The organism is Paraburkholderia sp. RL17-368-BIF-A (assembly GCF_046054045.1).
Taxonomy (GTDB): domain Bacteria; phylum Pseudomonadota; class Gammaproteobacteria; order Burkholderiales; family Burkholderiaceae; genus Paraburkholderia; species Paraburkholderia graminis.
The window spans coordinates 486713-504563 of record NZ_JARESN010000003.1 but is presented as its reverse complement, the minus strand read 5'-3'; the positions used below and the strand labels follow the sequence as shown (position 1 = coordinate 504563).

10 protein-coding genes are annotated in these 17851 nt (G+C 64.1%); 6 read left to right on the top strand and 4 right to left on the bottom strand.

What is annotated here, in order from left to right; genetic code table 11:
• The first annotated feature begins 1 nt into the window (after position 1).
• The gene (locus tag P0D87_RS08165) at positions 2-808 is read left to right on the top strand and encodes a hypothetical protein (RefSeq protein WP_029967530.1); all 807 of its coding nucleotides are present in this window, start codon (positions 2-4) and stop codon (positions 806-808) included.
• Between the two features lie 90 nt (positions 809-898).
• Positions 899-1387, top strand: a complete 489-nt coding sequence (locus tag P0D87_RS08160; RefSeq protein ID WP_053858457.1) for a metallophosphoesterase family protein — start codon at positions 899-901, stop codon at positions 1385-1387.
• A gap of 85 nt (positions 1388-1472) precedes the next feature.
• Here P0D87_RS08160 and proP read toward each other — a convergent pair whose 3' ends face one another.
• The 3 genes from proP to argA form a co-directional block, all read right to left on the bottom strand.
• Positions 1473-2975 carry a glycine betaine/L-proline transporter ProP gene (proP, locus tag P0D87_RS08155; protein ID WP_029967528.1) on the bottom strand — a complete coding sequence of 501 codons (1503 nt, stop codon included), beginning with the start codon at positions 2973-2975 and terminating at the stop codon, positions 1473-1475.
• A gap of 791 nt (positions 2976-3766) precedes the next feature.
• Positions 3767-4042, bottom strand: coding sequence for an oxidative damage protection protein (locus P0D87_RS08150; protein ID WP_006051234.1), 276 nt, complete (start codon positions 4040-4042; stop codon positions 3767-3769).
• 110 nt (positions 4043-4152) lie between these two features.
• The gene (gene argA / locus P0D87_RS08145) at positions 4153-5541 is read right to left on the bottom strand and encodes an amino-acid N-acetyltransferase (RefSeq protein WP_006051235.1); all 1389 of its coding nucleotides are present in this window, start codon (positions 5539-5541) and stop codon (positions 4153-4155) included.
• Positions 5542-5564: 23 nt separating this feature from the next.
• Between argA and hrpA the strand changes: the two genes are divergently transcribed.
• Positions 5565-9959: an ATP-dependent RNA helicase HrpA gene (hrpA, locus tag P0D87_RS08140; protein WP_053858456.1), complete on the top strand. Its 4395-nt coding sequence runs from the start codon at positions 5565-5567 to the stop codon at positions 9957-9959.
• A 373-nt stretch (positions 9960-10332) separates the two neighbouring features.
• Here the strand turns inward: hrpA and P0D87_RS08135 are convergent, their stop codons facing one another.
• The gene (locus tag P0D87_RS08135; protein ID WP_053858455.1) at positions 10333-14199 is read right to left on the bottom strand and encodes a YadA-like family protein; all 3867 of its coding nucleotides are present in this window, start codon (positions 14197-14199) and stop codon (positions 10333-10335) included.
• A gap of 498 nt (positions 14200-14697) precedes the next feature.
• Between P0D87_RS08135 and P0D87_RS08130 the strand changes: the two genes are divergently transcribed.
• From P0D87_RS08130 to P0D87_RS08120, 3 genes are all read left to right on the top strand, one after another.
• Complete coding sequence (locus tag P0D87_RS08130) at positions 14698-15717, top strand: YVTN family beta-propeller repeat protein (protein ID WP_006051238.1); 1020 nt, start codon at positions 14698-14700, stop codon at positions 15715-15717.
• 111 nt (positions 15718-15828) lie between these two features.
• Positions 15829-16830, top strand: a complete 1002-nt coding sequence (locus P0D87_RS08125) for a sterol desaturase family protein (RefSeq protein WP_053858454.1) — start codon at positions 15829-15831, stop codon at positions 16828-16830.
• 183 nt (positions 16831-17013) lie between these two features.
• Complete coding sequence (locus P0D87_RS08120; RefSeq protein WP_006051240.1) at positions 17014-17847, top strand: EI24 domain-containing protein; 834 nt, start codon at positions 17014-17016, stop codon at positions 17845-17847.
• Positions 17848-17851 lie beyond the last annotated feature (4 nt).

The window sequence follows — 17851 nt, the reverse complement described above, 5'->3', positions numbered from 1 at the left end:
CGTGCTGGCGCTCAAGCTTGCGCTCGTGCCGGCGTTCCTCGCCGCGCTGACGATGGCGGCGCGCTTGTGGGGGCCGTCGGTGGCGGGCTGGCTCGCGGGCCTGCCGGTCGTCGCCGGACCGATCGTGCTGCTGCTTGCGCTCGCGCGAGGGCCGTCGTTCGCGGCGCAGGCGTCGGTGGCGTCGATTGCGGCGATCGCCGCGTCGGAAGCCTTCAACTTTGCGTATGCGTGGAGTTGCCGCCGTTTCTCGTGGCCGCTTGCGTTGGTCGCGGGCATGAGCGGGTGGTTCGTGGCGGCGATGTTGTTGACGCGACTGCCCGCGTCGCTCGCGTGGGCAGTCGCCGTGGCTTGCGTGGCGGTCGCGGTTTCGCAATGCGGCTTGCCGCGCGCGACGGGGCAGGTGCCGGCCACGCGCGCCGGCTTCGGCGAGCTCGTACTGCGCATGGTCGCGGGCGCGCTGTTGACGCTTGCGGTGACGAGCCTTGCAGCGTCGATGGGCGCGACGTGGAGCGGCTTGCTTTCCGTGTTTCCGTTGCTTGGGATGGTGCTCGCCGTGTCGGCGCAGCGCGAGCATGGACCCGATTTTGTCGCGTTGCTGATGCGCGGCATGGTGGTCGGGCGCGGCTCGTTCGCCGCATTCTTCGCTGTGACCGCGGTGCTGCTGCCGCGCTATGGCGTGTGGTTGAGCTTCGCGTGTGCGTCGGCGGTGTGCATCGTCGTGCACGGCGCGACGCGGCGCATGCTGGATGCGAGGCGGCCCGCGCAAGAGGTGTCGCGTGAAGCTTCGTTGCGGCAGCCAGTGGATTGATTGCGCGGGCGCTGGCGCTGGCGAGTCGCGGTCTGCGCGCGCATCGTTTGCGGTTTGCGAACAAGCCCGAGCTTCACGGATACTGTTGTCATGACTTCAGCCACACCCCATCCGCCGCCAGCCCGCATCGGCCTCATCTCCGACACGCATAACCTCGTGCGGCCCGAGGCGCTCGCGTATCTCGCGGGTTGCGACGCGATCATCCACGCCGGCGACATCTGCAACGAAGCGGTGCTCGACGCGCTCGTGCAAATCGCGCCGCTTACCGTGGTACGCGGCAATAACGACGTCGGCGAGTGGGCCGCATCGCTGCCGACGCATGCGACGCTCGCCGTGCAGCAAGTCACGATCCTCGTCGTGCACGATATCGCCGACGTGCCGGCCGATCCGCGTAAAGAAGGTATCGGCGTGGTCGTGACCGGACACTCTCACAAGCCGTCGATCAGCGAGCGCGACGGGGTGCTGTTCGTCAATCCCGGCAGCGCAGGCCCGCGGCGATTCAAGCTGCCGGTGTCGGCCGGCATCCTCACGATCGAAGGCGCGCGGGCCGAGGCACGCGTCGATCCGCTGCTGAAATGAGAACGGGCCGGCATAATGCCGGCCCGTCCTGTGCTACTTGCACTAGTTGCGATGCTCTCAACAAGCGCCGCAGTTCGCCCTTAAATCACGCACGCGCCGTAGCGGTCGCGGCATAGCCTTCGTCCATCTCTTCGGCTTCGCGTTCGCCGCGCAGCACGGCGTGCGCTTCCGCGCGCGTCGCCACGCACGGGCCCGAGCCGAGCAGCGGCTTGCGTGCCGTTTCGCGCAGCGCGACAACCGACACGATGCCGATCAGCGACGCGCCCATCAGGTAGTACGCAGGCATCATCAGATTGCCGGTGCGGTCGACGAGCCATGCGGTCACGAGCGGCGTCGTACCGCCGAACAGCGACACCGAAACATTGAAGCCGATCGCGAGCGCGCCGTAACGGATCTTCGTCGGGAACAGCGCCGGCAGCGCCGACGGCATCACGCCCGTAAAGCATGACAGCAGCACGCCGAGAATCATCAGCCCGCTGAACACCGGCAGCAGCGTGCCCATGCGGATCAGCAGCAGCGCCGGAATCGACAGCGCGAAGAGACCCACGCAGCCGAACAGCATCACCGGCTTGCGGCCGATCGCATCCGACAGACGGCCGGCTGCGAGCGTCGCAGGCATCATCAGCACCATCACGAGCAGCACGATGAAGAGACCGTGCGACTCGTTGAAGTGCAGCGTGGCCGACAGATAGCTCGGCAGATACGAGAGCGCCATGTAGTCGGTGACGTTGAAGATCAGCACGAGGCCGACGCACAACAGCAGCGGCTTCCATTGCTGCACGAGCAGATTGCCCAGCGACTGCTTCGGCAGCGCCTTGTCTTCGGCTTCGCGTTGCTCGGCCTGCTTCTTGAACGCGGGCGTTTCCTCGAGCTTCATGCGGATGTAAAGACCCACGAGCCCGAGCGGACCGGCGATCAGGAACGGCACACGCCAGCCCCACGACAGCAGCGCCTCGTTCGACAGCGTAGCCGTCAGAACCGCGACCGTGCCCGCGCCGAGCACGTAGCCGATCAGCGTGCCGAACTCGAGGAAGCTGCCCATGAAGCCGCGGCGCTTGTCCGTCGAAAATTCAGCGATGAAGGTCGCCGCGCCGCCGTATTCGCCGCCCGTCGAAAAGCCTTGCACGAGACGCGCGACGAGCAGCAAGGCCGGCGCGAGAATGCCGATCGACCCGTAGCTCGGAATCAGCCCGATCGCGAAGGTGCCGAGCGCCATCATGATCATGGTCATTGCCAACACGCGTTGACGGCCGATGCGGTCGCCGAGCGGACCGAACACCATGCCGCCGACGGGCCGCACGAGAAACGCCGCGGCAAACGTGCCGAAGGTCGCGATCAACTGGGCGGACGGGCTCGACGACGGGAAGAACACTTTGCCGAGCGTCACAGCGATGTAGCTGTAGACGCCGAAATCGAACCATTCCATTGCGTTGCCGAGCGCCATGGCGCCGACGGCACGCTTGAGGAGAGACTTGTCGACGACGGTGATGTCGTCGAGAGAGAGGCGTTGTTCTTGTTTGTGGTGTCGCCAGAAGCCGTTGCTGGAAGCGGTCAAGGTAAAAACTCCGATGACTGCGACGAAACTCATGATGCGTTCCGCCACGGTTGCTGGAAAGTGCAGTTTCGCAAACGGGGCAAGGCCTCTTCGCCGCGACGGCGAAAGAGCGGGCGCGCGTAAAAAGAAACGCGACGCGCAGCCAGGGCCGCAAAAGCAGCAAACGCCCGTGCCTCGCGAGCCTGGTCGCGAAAAAACACTCGTCTAGATTGTGCTGACTATTGCGCCTGCCTGGCCGTGAAGGGGGCAAGCGCATGAGGACGCGGGTGGCTGAAGCCGGACCGCACGCCACTGGAAGGCTTGAAACGAAAAAGGCCGGTGCTTTATTCGCCGCCTGGTTTGCCTCTGGGGATGACCTCAGGGCAGCTTCAGGGCAATCTCAAACGACGATACGACCGACAAGCCTTCTTGTATAAAAACTGTTCCATCGCGATGGACACGCGCAGTGCAAGCACTTGGTGTCGCAAGGTCAGAGAACGCGAATGAAGGTGAATTGCTGTTGGAACGATGCACATGTTAGCACGATGACAGAGGATCGTGCAAACCCGGTTTTGGCCGGGAGCCTTGGCGCAGGCGCGCAATCCCTTGCCCGGTGGGGGATTCCGGCGATCGCGGCGGTCTCCAGAAGGGGCTTAAAACGGCTCGAAAATGTACCGTTTGGGGAGTTTTGGGGCAGCCTCGCCGATGGTTTCGGCGCGAGTTCCGAGGCGAAAAAAATCCGCGCACGGTGGCGCGGATTTCGTCGCTGCGGTTGCCGCTGCGAGAGGACCCTGATGCTGATAGAGAAACTCAGCGCTCAGCGTTCACCCGCGCTCAACCCGCGTTCACTCGCTCGCCGGCGGCACATAACCCTGCGCCGTATCCGCGCCTTCGCCGAAGAAGAACTTTTCGGTCTGCTTCATCAGATACTGGCGCGCGCGCGGATCGGCCATATTCAGACGATTCTCGTTGATCAGCATGGTTTGCTGCTTCAACCAGGCTTGCCACGCCTCCTTCGAAATGCTTTCGTAGATCCGCTTGCCGAGTTCGCCCGGCAGCGGCGGGAAATCGAGGCCTTCGGCTTCCTTGCCGAGCTTCGCGCATTGAACCATACGAGTCATGCTGTGCTTCTCCTGTGTCGACGGGAGTCGGGTGCTTGAGCCCTTACTCCGGTCCCATGAAAAAGGGGTTAGTGAATTCGATTGAACGGGCAGTCGCTGCTGGCGACCGCTCAGAGCTGTTTCATCAGCACGAGCGATTTGCGCTGCCAGTTGTACAGCCGGCGACGGTCTTCGGGCAGGTCGTCGACCGTGACCTTGACGAAGCCGCGCTTGAGGAACCAGTGTTCGGTGCGCGTGGTGAGCACGAAGATGCGCGTGAGGCCGCGCGCCCGCGCGCGCTGCTCGATGCGCTTGAGCAGACGCTCGCCGTCGCCGGTGCCTTGCGCTTCGGGCGCCACCGTCAGACACGCCATTTCGCCGATGCGTTCCTGCGTGTACGGATACAGCGCCGCGCAGCCGAACAGCACGCCATCGTGCTCGATGACCGAGAAATGGTCGATGTCGCGTTCGATCTGATGCCGCCCGCGCCGCACCAGCGTGCCGTCCGATTCGAGCGGCTCGATCAGCGCAAGAATGCCGCCGACGTCGTCCGGTGTCGCTTCGCGCAGGCTTTCGAGATTCTCGTACGAGATCATCGTGCCGACGCCGTCGTGCAGGAACAGTTCGAGCAGCAGGCTGCCGTCGAGCGCGTAAGGGATGATGTGCGCCCGCGCCACGCCGCCGCGGCATGCACGGATCGAGTGCTTCAGATAGAAGCCCGCGTCGCCGGTGACTTCGCCGCTTTCGTGCAGCTTGTACGCGTCGTCGAGCGACAGTTCGCGGATCAGTTCCGTGCCGTCTTCGCCTGCCTGCATGAGGCCGGGCGTTTCGGTGAGGAACACGATCTTGTCCGCGCGTAACGCGATGGCCGCCGCGGAGGCGACGTCTTCCATGGCGAGATTGAAGGCCTCGCCGGTCGGCGAAAAACCGAGCGGCGACAGCAGCACGAGCTTGCGGCTCGCGAGCGAATGACGGATTGAATCGGCGTCGATCTTGCGCACCACGCCGGTGTGCGCGAAGTCCACGCCGTCGAGAATGCCGACCGGCCGCGCGGTCACGAAGTTGCCCGACACGACGCTGATGTGCGCGTGCGCCATCGGCGTATTCGGCAAGCCCTGGCTGATGGCCGCCTCGATGTCCAGGCGCACTTCGCCGGCGGCTTCTTTCGCGGATTCGAGCGCGCGCGCGTCGGTAATGCGCATGCCGTGCGAAAACTCCGACTCGACGCCGTGCAGGCTCATCTGCTCCTCGACTTGCGGACGCGAGCCGTGCACCAGAACGATCTGGATGCCCATGGCCTGCAACAGCGCGATGTCCGACACGAGCGCATTCAGGAGCCCCTGATGCACCACTTCGCCGCCGAAACCGACGACGAACGTCTTGTTTCGGAACGCGTGGATATAAGGGGCGACTGAGCGCATCCAGTCGACGAATTGCGCGTGCTGTGCAAGCTGTTCCGTTGCTCCGTCGGGGGCCGGAACGCTCGCGGGCGCGGGGACGAGGTCGGTTTGGGAATTCATGCCCGGGATTATAATGCGCCCCCATGTCGAATGTACCCAAAAGTCCCGCCGCGGCGAACGAGAATGCGGCGCCGGCCGCCGATCAAACGAAGGCCGGCGACGCGAAGCGCCGCGCCGACCAGGACGCGAACCGCGGCAAGCCGGACGTGCCCCGCAAGGCGCGCGAGCCGAATCGTGCCGTGTCTGGCGGCGAGGCGTCCGCGAAGGAAAAAAGTCGCGCCGAGCAAGCGGAGCATGCTGAGTCTCGCGGATCGCGTGGGTCTGGCGAAGCAGGCGAGCCGCGTGAAGCACGTGAACCGCGTGCGCCACGCCAGCCGCAAGAACCGCGTGGGCCGCGCCCGCCACGTGAGCCGCAGCAGCAGCGCGCGCCACGTGAGCCGCAGCAGCAGCGCGCGCCACGTCAGCCACAGGGAGCCCGTCCGCCGCGTCCGCCACGCGAGCCGCGTGTCGTCCAGCCGAACCCGATTCCGCCGATCATCTTCCCCGAAGCGCTGCCGGTATCTGCCCGCCGCGATGAAATCGCGAAGGCCATCGCCGAAAACCAGGTGGTGATCGTGTCCGGCGAGACCGGGTCGGGCAAGACCACGCAGTTGCCGAAAATCTGCCTCGCGCTCGGGCGCGGTCTCGGCGCGGGCGGCGCCGGTCTGATCGGCCACACGCAGCCGCGCCGCATCGCCGCTTCGGCGACGGGCCGGCGCATCGCCGAGGAACTCGGCACGCCGTTCGGCGAAGTGGTCGGCTACAAGGTGCGCTTCACCGACAATCTGTCGCCGGGTGCATCCGTCAAGCTGATGACGGACGGCATTCTGCTCGCCGAGACGCAGACCGATCCGCTGCTGAAGGCGTACGACACGCTGATCATCGACGAGGCGCATGAGCGCAGCCTGAACATCGATTTCCTGCTCGGCTACCTGAAGGAAATCCTGGCGAAGCGTGCCGATCTGAAGCTGATCGTGACGTCGGCGACGATCGATGCCGACCGCTTCGCGCGCCACTTCGGCAGCGAAGAGAAGCCCGCGCCGGTGATCGAAGTGAGCGGGCGGCTGTATCCGGTCGAAGTGCGCTACCGTCCGGTCGCGGAAGAAAGCCCGGCGATCAAGGCGGCGCAGGGCACGTCGGGCTCGTCGGGTACGTCTGGCGCGTCGCGTGGCGACCGGCCGAAAAGCCCGCGCGAATCCGGCAAGGAGCGCGACCGCGATCTGATGGAAGCGATCGTCGACGCCGTCGACGAACTGTGCCGCGAAGGCCCCGGCGACGTGCTCGTCTTCCTGCCGGGCGAGCGCGAAATTCGCGACGCCGCCGAGGCGCTGCGCAAGCACCATCCGCCGCATACGGAAATCCTGCCGCTGTTCGCGCGCCTTTCCGCCGCCGAGCAGGAGCGCGTGTTCCGGACCTCGAACGCGCGCCGCATCGTGCTCGCGACGAACGTCGCGGAAACCTCGCTGACAGTGCCCGGCATTCGCTACGTGGTCGACACAGGCCTCGCGCGCGTGAAGCGTTATTCGTATCGGAACAAGGTCGAGCAGTTACAGGTCGAGGCGATCTCGCAGGCCGCCGCGAATCAGCGGGCAGGGCGCTGCGGGCGGGTGGCCGACGGCATCTGCATTCGTCTTTACGACGAGAGCGATTATCAGAGCCGCGTGCGCTTTACCGATCCGGAGATTTTGCGCTCGTCGCTGGCGTCGGTGATACTGCGCATGAAGTCGCTGCATCTGACCGCGATCGAGACGTTTCCGTTTATCGAGCCGCCGCCTGGCCGCGCGATCGCCGACGGCTATCAACTGCTGAACGAACTTGGGGCCGTCGACGACGACAATCAGCTCACGCCGCTCGGCCGCGAACTCGCGCGTCTGCCGCTGGACCCGCGCGTCGGCCGGATGATTCTCGCTGCCCGCGATCAGCAGTCGCTCAAGGAAGTGCTGATCATCGCGAGCGCGTTGTCGGTGCAGGACCCGCGCGACCGTCCGATCGAGGCGCAGGAGCAGGCCGACCAGGCGCATCGCCGTTTTGCCGACGAGCGCTCGGAATTCCTGCAGTGGCTGAAAATCTGGAACTGGTTCGACGAAGCCATCGCGCACAAGAAGTCGAACAAGCAGTTGCACGAGGAATGCCGGAAGAACTTTCTGTCGCAAGTGCGTCTGCGGGAATGGCGCGACGTGCATTCTCAATTGCTGACGGTCGTGCGCGAACACGGCTGGCGTCTGAACGAAGCCGAGGCGACCTTCGAGCAGATCCATCTTGCGCTGTTGACGGGTCTGCTCGGCAACATCGGTCTCAAGGCCGACGACGAGCCGTATTACCTCGGCGCGCGCGGCATCAAGTTTTATCTGTGGCCGGGCTCGGCGCTCGTGAAGAAGGCGGGCAAGTGGGTGATGGCCGCGGAACTGGTCGAGACGAGCCGTCTGTACGCGCGCTGCATCGCGAGGATCGAGCCCGAGTGGATCGAGAAAATCGGCGCGCATCTGCTGAAGAAATCGCTGTCCGAGCCGCATTGGGAGAAGCGCGCGGCGCAGGTGTCGGCCTTCGAGCGCGCGGTTTTGTACGGGCTGCCGATCTATCACCGGCGCCGCGTGAGCTTCGGCAAGCAGGACCCGGCGCGGGCGCGCGAGCTGTTTATCCGCGGCGCGCTTGTCGAAGGCGAATTCGACACGAAGCTCGGATTTTTCGCGCACAACCGTAAGCTGCTCGCCGACATCGAACAACTGGAACACAAGTCGCGTCGCCAGGACGTGCTCGTCGACGATGAGCTGATTTTCGCGTTCTACGATCAGGCGCTGCCGAAGGGCATTTACACGGGCGCGGCGTTCGAGCGCTGGTATCGCGACGAGGTGAAAAAGAGCGGCCAGGCGGAGGACAAACTGCGCCTGCTGTATCTGTCGCGCGACGATCTGATGCGCCACGAAGCCGCGGGCGTGACGACCGATCTGTTCCCGAAACGGATGACGATGTCGGGTGTCGACATGGCGCTTAGCTACCACTTCGAGCCGGGTTCGCCGCGCGACGGCGTCACGCTCGCCGTGCCGCTCTTCGCGCTGAATCAGGTCGACGCGCGGCGCTGCGAGTGGCTCGTGCCCGGCATGCTGAAGGAGAAGACGCACCTGCTGCTGAAGTCATTGCCGCAGAAGTTGCGGCGCCACTGCGTGCCGCTGCCGGAATACGCGGCTGGTTTCGTCGACCGGCACGCCGCGCCGCGTTTTGCCGCGGGCGGCTTGCTCGAAGCGCTGATCGCCGATGTGCGCGAGCAAAAGCAGGTCGCGCTGAAGCAGGCGGATTTCAAGCTCGAAACCTTGCCGCCGCATCTGTTCATGAACTTCAAGGTTGTCGACGAGCACGGGCGGCAACTCGCGATGGGCCGCAACCTGTCGCAGTTGCGCGCGGAACTCGGCGGGCAGGCGCAGCAGCATTTCCAGAAGATTGCGTCGAGCGCGGCGGGTGCGGCGCTCGCGGATGTTGCGGGCACGCGCGGCCAGGCGGCGGCATCTGCGCCGGCCGGTGCGGCGTCGCGCAGCAAGGGCGCAGCGCCGCCGGGGCCGCAGACTGCGACGCAAGGCGCCGGCGGCACCGCGTTGTACGAAAACCTGACGACGTGGAATTTCGGCAAGCTGCCCGAGTTGCTCGAAATTCGCCGCGGCGGACAGACGCTTTTCGGTTATCCGGCTCTAGTGGATCGCGGTACGCATTGTGATGTCGAAGTGTTCGATTCGCCCGATGAGGCGGCGCGGATTCATCGCGCGGGTCTGCGTCGGCTATTCGCTTTGCAGTTGAAGGAACCGATCAAGTATCTCGAGAAAAATCTGCCGGGCTTGCGCGAAATGGCGATGCAGTTCATGACGCGCGGCACGCAGGAAGAGTTGCGCGATCAGTTGATCGACACCGCGCTCGATCGTGCGTGCCTGCAAGATCCGTTGCCGGACGACGACGTGAGCTTCCATACGCGCCGCGATGAAGGGCGCAGCCGGCTCACGTTGCTGGCTCAGGAGATTGCGCGGCTGGTCGGGCAGATTCTCGGCGAATACGCGAGCGTGCTGAAAAAGCTCGTGCAGGCGAAGTCGTTCACGGCGGCGTACGCCGATATCCAGCATCAACTGGACGCGCTGATCGGCAAGCGGTTCGTGGTGGATACGCCGTATTCGCAACTGACGCATTTCCCGCGCTATCTGAAGGGTATTGCGCTGCGGATCGACAAGCTGAAAGCGGACCCGGCGCGCGATGCACGGCAGTTCGCCGAATTCCAACCGTTGTTGCAGAACTATCAGCGCGCGGTCGCGCAGCGCGGCGGCGTGCTGGATGCGCGTCTTGCCGAATTCCGCTGGCTGCTGGAGGAATTGCGCGTTTCGCTGTTCGCGCAGGAGTTGCGCACGCCGATGCCTGTGTCGGTCAAGCGGCTTTATAAGGTTTGGGATTCGATGCAGCGGTGAGGTAGGGCGGCGGTTCTTGAGTTTTCGGAGCGCGATGATTTTCCGGGGCGCGAGGTTTGTGCCGTCGTTCGCATGAGCCGTGAGTGGCTGTGAGCAGGCGTCTTCTTGTAGTGCGATAGTGCGATCGTTTGGCTCGCCACTGCGTTTTTGCCTCGTTCTTATGTGCGGGGCGGGGGCCGCTGCAACGCGAACTCTCTCGCTTTCACGTCTTCTTCGATGCTGAAAAAGGCGCGTGATGCTTTCCTTGTAGGAGCGCATCACGCGCAAACGTGCCCAAGCCGGAGCTGGGCTTGGGGCTACCTGCACACTACGTTTGCTTCACCAGGCGTCGTGGGTGTCGGACGGCCGTGCTCCGGTTCCACGACGCTGTTTTTCACCAGTGCATGCCTGCACCCAGCGACGCGCCGAACTGCCCGCGCGAGTCCGTACTGCCTTGCAGCTTGTAGACCCACTTGCCGGTCTCGGACAACTGCGACACGCCGATGGCCAGCGCCGACTGGCCGCCATACGTGCCACCGGCCATCGCGACCATGCCGTGGCCAGGCAGCACAGCCTGGGGCAAACCGGCCATTGCCAGCGCCGATGCCGTGCCGCCATACGAATCGCGTCGGGCCGAGCGGATCTGGTCGTCGGTGTAGTTATGCGCCTCGCCGACCGCGCCGCTCACGCTTTGCTGCAACTGGTTGACGTTGACCGCGTCCGTACCTTGCACGCCGGCTGCGACATTGGTGATCTGCCGCTCCTGACCGCCCGCGCCGACCGATACCGTATTCGCCCGATTGGCGACTGAGCCTTGGCCCAGCGCGACCGAGTTGTCCGCGTTTGCCGCGGCGGCCGCACCGAGTGCCGTCGAGTTGTTGCCGCTCGCGACCGAGTTCGCGCCGATTGCACTCGCGTTGTTGCCGCTTGCCACCGAGTTCGCGCCGATTGCGCTCGCGTTCGTGCCAGTGGCCTGTGCGTTGGCGCCGCCTGCGACCGAGTGCACGCCCGATGAAATGGCGCCCTCGGTGTCGCGATTGCCTTCGCCGCTGAAGAACGGGTTCGCCGCATTGACGACGGCGTTGTTGACCGCGCCGCTGATCGCTGCATCGAGTTGCCCGACATTCACGGCGTCGGAAGCGGCGACGCCATCGGCCACGTTGTGGATGATCGTGCCGCCGCTCGCGGACTCGCCGCCGAGCGTGACGCTGCTTTTGTTCACGCTGCCGTCGGCGTTGCGGTCGTACGTCACGGCGCCGTCCAGCTTCGCGGCGGTCGCGGCACCCTGGTCGCTCACGGCTTTCAACTGCGCGACGTTGACGGCGTCGGTGTCGGCGCTGCCGGCCGCGACGTTGGCGATCTGACGTTCGTTGCCCGCAGAGCCAACGGAGACGGTGTTGGCGCGATCGGCGAGCGAGCCCTGGCCCAATGCGACCGAGTTCGGTGCGAGCGCGCGTGCCTGATAACCGATGGCCGTGGCGTTGTCGCTTGCCGCGTTTGCCTGGTAGCCGAGGGCAGTGGAGCCGTCGTTGGTCGCGCTGGCGAACCCGCCGACGGCGGTACTGAATTTGCCCTGGGCCTGGGCGCTCGTGCCGGCGGCGAAGCTCGCTTCCCCAGCGGCCAGAGCCGAGCTGCCGATGGCGACAGCGTTCGCGCCGGTAGCCGAGGCGTCGTCTGTGCCGTCGTTAAGGCCGTTACCGTTCGCCTTGAAGTAGCGCGAGGCGTTCGTACTGACGGCTTGCAACTGGCTCAGGTTGACGGCGTCGGTTGCCTGCGTTCCGGCGGCGACGTTGGTGACCTGACGTTCGTTGCCAGCAGAGCCGACGGATACCGTGTTGGCGCGATCGGCGAGCGAGCCTTGGCCGAGTGCCACCGAGTTCGTCGCGAGTGCGCTTGCCTGATAACCGATGGCCGTGGCGTTGTCGCTTGCCGCGTTGGCCTGGTAGCCGAGGGCAGTGGAGCCGTCGTTGGTCGCGCTGGCGAACCCGCCGACGGCGGTACTGAATTTGCCTTGAGCCTGGGCGCTCGTGCCGGCGGCGAAGCTTGCTTCTCCCGCGGCCAGCGCCGAGCTGCCGATCGCGACAGCGTTCGCGCCGGTAGCCGAGGCGTCGTCTAAGCCATCGTTAAGGCCGTTGCCGTTGGCCTTGAAGTAGCGTGAGGCGCTTGCAGTGGCTGCCTGCAACTGGCTGACGTTGACTGCATCGGTCGGGTCCGCACCGGCTGCGACGTGAGTCAGGCGGCGCTCGTTATCTTGAGAGCCAACCGATACCTCGCCTTTTGCACTCATACCAGCGATCGTTGCCGGATCGGCGCCTGCGGGGACATAGCCGGGCTTCGTGAGATCCGCGCCCGTCGTTGACTGAGCTCCCAGCGCAACGCTGTTGTCGGTCGAAGCAGTAGCGCCATAGCCAATCGCGACCGAATTCAAGCCCGTTGTCGAGGCCGCATAGCCGAGGGCTGCCGAGTTGTCGCCTGCTGCGATTGCTGACGGACCGCCGGCAAACGCGTTGTTGCTTGACGCGGTCGCTGCGTAGCCGAGCGCAACCGAATTCAGAGCGCTGGTGCTTGCCGCATAGCCCAAGGCCGTGGAGTTGTCGCCCGCTGCGATTGCTGACGGACCGCCGGCAAACGCGTTGTTACTGGTCGCCGTGGCTGCATAGCCGAGCGCAACGGAATTCGAGGCGCTCGTGCTTGCCGCATAGCCGAGGGCCGTCGAGTTATCGCCGGTAGCCATTGCCGAGGCGCCGCCAGCAAACGCGTTGTTGCTTGACGCAGTCGCTGCATAGCCAAGTGCAACAGAATTCAAGGCGCTGGTGCTTGCGGCATAGCCCAAGGCCGTGGAGTTGTCGCCCGCTGCGATTGCTGACGGACCGCCGGCGAACGCGTTGTTACTGGTCGCCGTGGCTGCATAGCCGAGCGCAACAGAATTCGAGGCGCTGGTGCTTGCCGCATAGCCAAGTGCCGTGGAGTTATCGCCGATAGCCATTGCTGACGCACCGCCAGCAAACGCGTTGTTACTTGTCGCGGTCGCTGCATAACCGAGCGCAACGGAATTCAATGCGCTGGTGCTTGCCGCATAGCCCAAGGCCGTGGAGTTATCCCCCGCTGCGTTTGCTGCCGGTCCGCCGGCAAACGCGTTGTTACTGGACGCGGTCGCTGCATACCCAAGCGCAACCGAATTCGAAGCGCTCGTGCTTGCTGCATAACCGAGCGCAACCGAATTCAATGCGCTGGTCCTTGCCGCATAGCCAAGCGCCGTTGAGTTATCGCCCGCTGCGATTGCTGACGCACCGCCTGCAAACGCGTTGTTTTTCGACGCAGTCGCTGCATAACCGAGCGCAACCGAATTCAGAGCACTGGCGCTTGCCGCATAGCCAAGCGCCGTCGAGTTATCGCCGGCAGCCATTGCTGACGCACCGCCTGCAAACGCGTTGTTCTTCGACGCCGTGGCTGCATAGCCGAGCGCAACCGAATTCAGAGCGCTGGTGCTTGCCGCGTAGCCGAGGGCCGTGGAGTTATCGCCCCCAGCCGTTGCTAACGGACCGCCGGCGAACGCATTGTTCCCAGACGCCCTGGCAGCCACGCCCAGCGCGACAGCGCCGGCCGCCCCAGCGGTTGCGCCGTAGCCAACCGCGGTCGACAGCGTCGCATTTGCCTGCGCAGCGCTGCCTAGAGCGGTGCTGCCATCTTTGTCCGCGACGGCTCCAGTACCGGCTGCAACCGAGTCCCTGCCGTTGGCTTGCGAATAAAACCCGGTCGCCACCGAGCGCACACCTGCAGCCACTGAAGCCGTTCCTACGGCCGTGGAGCCGTCGCCGGATGCCGTGGCGACAAGGCCCATCGCGGTCGAGAGGTCGCCGCTTGCCATAGCGCCCATGCCGAGAGCCATGGAGTTCCCGCCAGAAGCGATTGCATTTGCACCCACGGCAATAGCATTGACCTGCAAGGCTTTCGCATTTACACCAACTGCGACCGAGCCGTCTCCCGCTGCATTAGCGCCAACTCCCGCCTCGATCGCATTGACGCCCGCCGCCATTGCATTCGCCGCACCCAACACCGCAGCCGCCGCCAGCACTGCCTGCACGACGACTTTCCTGCGCGACGAACCGCGCTTCGTCTTCGCCTTCGACGTCTCGGGTGCCGCTACCCACGTTGCCGTCGTTTCACACCAGATTGATTGATAGCTTTTATTCACTTGGAAAAACTCCGCGCTGTTATTTTCGTGGACGGAGTGGGCGCGATAATCGGAAATGGGTCTCATCGCCCATTATGAGGCGCACAAAAGCCGGCTATGGATAGCTGGATTTATATTGGTTGCCGTTCATTAAGGTCGCTATTTTCAGTTGATTATCAACGACCGACCATTCGCGCTCACTCTTGCGTCCTTTGGAATGGCTTGGACGATGAGCCTGCGGGATTCTCCGGGCGTGCGTGGCCGGCGCAAATAAGCAAAATCCGAATTACGCGAAATTAATTTCCACGCTCTTAGTTTGCGCCTTTATCTCGCTGGATATTTAATCGACAAGAGGATATTTCTCTATTGGTATTAAATTGTTTCGTGATTATTGAGTATATTCTCACGACAACATTTTCTAGTTAGGACGACACCTTTCGATCTTGCAGATCATGTTTATCGGCGATGCGCTTCGGGTGCGCTCATCCGGCCCTCGATTTTCCCCGCTCTGCAACCCCGATCTGCGTCAACCGCAGGCCACGGCAAACGTTCTACAATGACGGTCGTTCTCCGAAGTGAGTTTTCATGCGTAAATTTTTTCTTCCTGGCGTGACAGCCACGTTCGCCGCAGGCTTCGCTCTCGCCGCCGCGGCAGGCTTTTTTTCTCCCGCAGCCCGCGCCAACAACGTGATCGTGCTGAATTCCGCCGAAGCCACGCTGAGCCTCATCGACGAGACTACCCGCCAGGTAATCGGCACCGTGCCCACGGGCAAGGAACCGCATCATCTGATGGTGACGCCGGATAATTCCTCGCTGATCGTCGCCAATTCGGTATCGAACAATCTGATGTTCGTCGACCCGAAGACAGGGCAGGTCCAGCGCTGGGTCGAAAATATCGAAGATCCGTATCAGATCGGCTTCTCGCCTGACCGCAAATGGCTCGTCACGACGGGGCTGCGTCTCGACCGTCTCGACATCTATCACTACGACGGTCAGAAGAACCAGATGGCGCTCGCGTCGCGTCTGCCGCTCGCGGTCATGCCGAGCCACATGGCGTTCACGAACGACAGCAAGACGGTCTTCGTCACGCTGCAGGTGTCCGGCGAACTCGCCGCCATCGACCTGGCCACGCAAACGGTCAAGTGGAAGATGAAAGTCGGCAAGGTGCCGGCGGGCCTGTGGATGACGCCGGGCGAAAAGTATCTGCTGGTCGGCATGACCGGCGCGGATTACGTGGCCGTGGTCGACTGGCACACGCAGAAAATCGTCAAGACGATCCACACGGGCAACGGCGCGCACAACTTCCGCTCGCTGGCGGACGGCAAGCATGTCGCGGTGTCGAACCGCGTCGCGAGCACGATCAGCATCATCGACGAAGACTCGCTCACGAACGTCGGCGACATCACCGGTTTGATGCCCGGGCCCGACGACATGGAACTTTCCGCCGACAAGCGCTATCTCTGGGTAACGTTCCGCTTCGCGAAGCACGTCGGCATCATCGATCTGAGCACGCGCAAGCTGATCCAGACGATCGCCGTCGGCCGCTCGCCGCACGGCATCTATTTCTTTAATCGCGCGCCGGTCACAGCGCCCAACGGCGCGTGATAATGGAGCGAGCCATGCCGCGCCACGCCGCACGCGAGGCACGATACGCGCAGTACGCAGCGCAATACCCACGATAGCGAGCGGCAAACACAGAAGTAACCGACCAGCACCATGTTCCATCTGATCTTCTCTTCGCTCGACAACTTCGTCTCCGCCGCGCAGACGTTGCTGTACGTCAACGTGGTGCAGCCGCTGCTGTTCCACTTCGATCTGATGGACTACGACGAAGACACCTACGACAGCCTTTACTGGGTGATCGTGGGCGTCCTCGAGGTGCTGGCCATGTATGCGATCCTGCGGCCGCTCGAGGCGCTGCGTCCGGTCGAGCAGTGGGACAACCGCAAGGCAGTGCGCGTCGACGTGATCTACACGTGGATCGCGAAGCTCGGCATCCTGAACCTGTTTTTCTTCTTCGCGCTGCAGCCGTTTTTCGACAATGTGCAGGCGTGGCTGCGCCTGCATAACATCTCCAATATCGAGTTCGACAACCTGTGGCCGGGCGTGACGACGCAGCCGCTCGTCACGTTCGTGATGTACCTGCTCGCGCTCGATTTCGCCGGTTACTGGTATCACCGCTGGCAGCATCGCATCGGCGTGTGGTGGGAACTGCACGCGGTGCACCACAGCCAGCAGCAGATGTCGCTGTGGGCCGACGACCGCAACCATCTGCTCGACGATTTGCTGCAGGCGTCGTTCTTCGCGGTCATCGCGCTCGTGATCGGCGTGCCGCCGTCGCAGTTCGTCGTGCTGGTCGCGATTACCAATCTCGCGCAGAGCGTGCAGCACGCGAATATCCGCCTGCATTTCGGCTGGCTCGGCGAGCGGCTGCTGGTGAGCCCGACGTTTCATCGGCGCCATCATGCGATCGGCTACGGTCACGAGGGCCTGAAGTACGGCTGCAACTTCGGCGTGCTGTTTCCGTGGTGGGACATGCTGTTTCGCAGCGTGTCGTGGAGCCGCGACATGGAGCCGACCGGCATCAGCGACCAGTTGCAGGGTCGCGCGTACGGCGAAGGCTTCTGGGCGCAGCACTGGCTCGCTTTCGTGCGCATCGGCCGGCGTCTGAGCGCACGGCGCGGCAATCGGGACGAGGGCGGCGCCACCGCGGTCTGAGCCTGACTGACTTCGTTCTTCATTCGTTCTTCAATCGTCCTCCATTCGTTGTCCATCCACCGCCGGTCTCCCCGGCGGCCCGTCGCGTGGTTTATGCTGTCCACGTTTGCGCGCACGGTTCACGTTCAGTGACCGCCGCGCCGCTCCATCATTTCACCGTTGCACTCACCGGCACTGGCTCGCATGAATGACCTTTTGCGCTCGTTCGGGCGCGCGCTCGCAAGCGCGCTCCACCCGCGCATGCTCTGGCTGACCTTCATGCCGTTCGTCGCGGCGACGGTCGGCTGGGGCGTGATCCTGTGGTTTAGCTGGCAGACGCTGATCGGCGCGACCCGCGGCTGGCTCGAAGGCTGGTCGTTCACCGTCACGCTTTACCATCTGTTCGACTCGCTCGGCTTTTCCGGGCTGCACGCGGCCATCGCGCCGTTCCTGGTCGTCGCGATGACCATCCCGCTAATCGTCGTCACCGTGTTGCTGCTGATCGCCACGCTGTCGATGCCGGCCGTCATCCGCTTCCTGTCGACGCGCCAGTTCCCTGGTCTCGAAATGCGCCGCGGCGGAACGTGGTACGGCAGCCTTGGCCAGGCGCTCTGGACGACGCTGGTATGTCTCGTGCTGCTGATCGTGACGCTGCCGCTGTGGCTCGTGCCGCCGTTTTTCGCGCTGATTCCGCCGCTGTTGTGGGGCTGGCTGACCTACCGCGTGATGACGTACGACGCGCTCGCACTGCACGCCACGCGCGATGAGCGGCGCGCGCTCGTGCGGCGCTTCCGTTTGCCGCTGCTGCTGATCGGTGTCGCGAGCGGTCTGATGGGTTCGCTGCCGACGCTGCTGTGGGCGTCGTCCGTGTGGCTGCTGGTGCTGTTTCCGGTCATCACCGCGGTGACGATCTGGATTTACGCATTCATCCTCGTGTTTTCGGCGCTGTGGTTCGGCTACTACTGTCTGCGGGCGCTGCAACGCATGCGCGCGGACGAGGCCGGCGGCGTGCGGCACGCGGCCCCGGTTCCTTATTGATCAA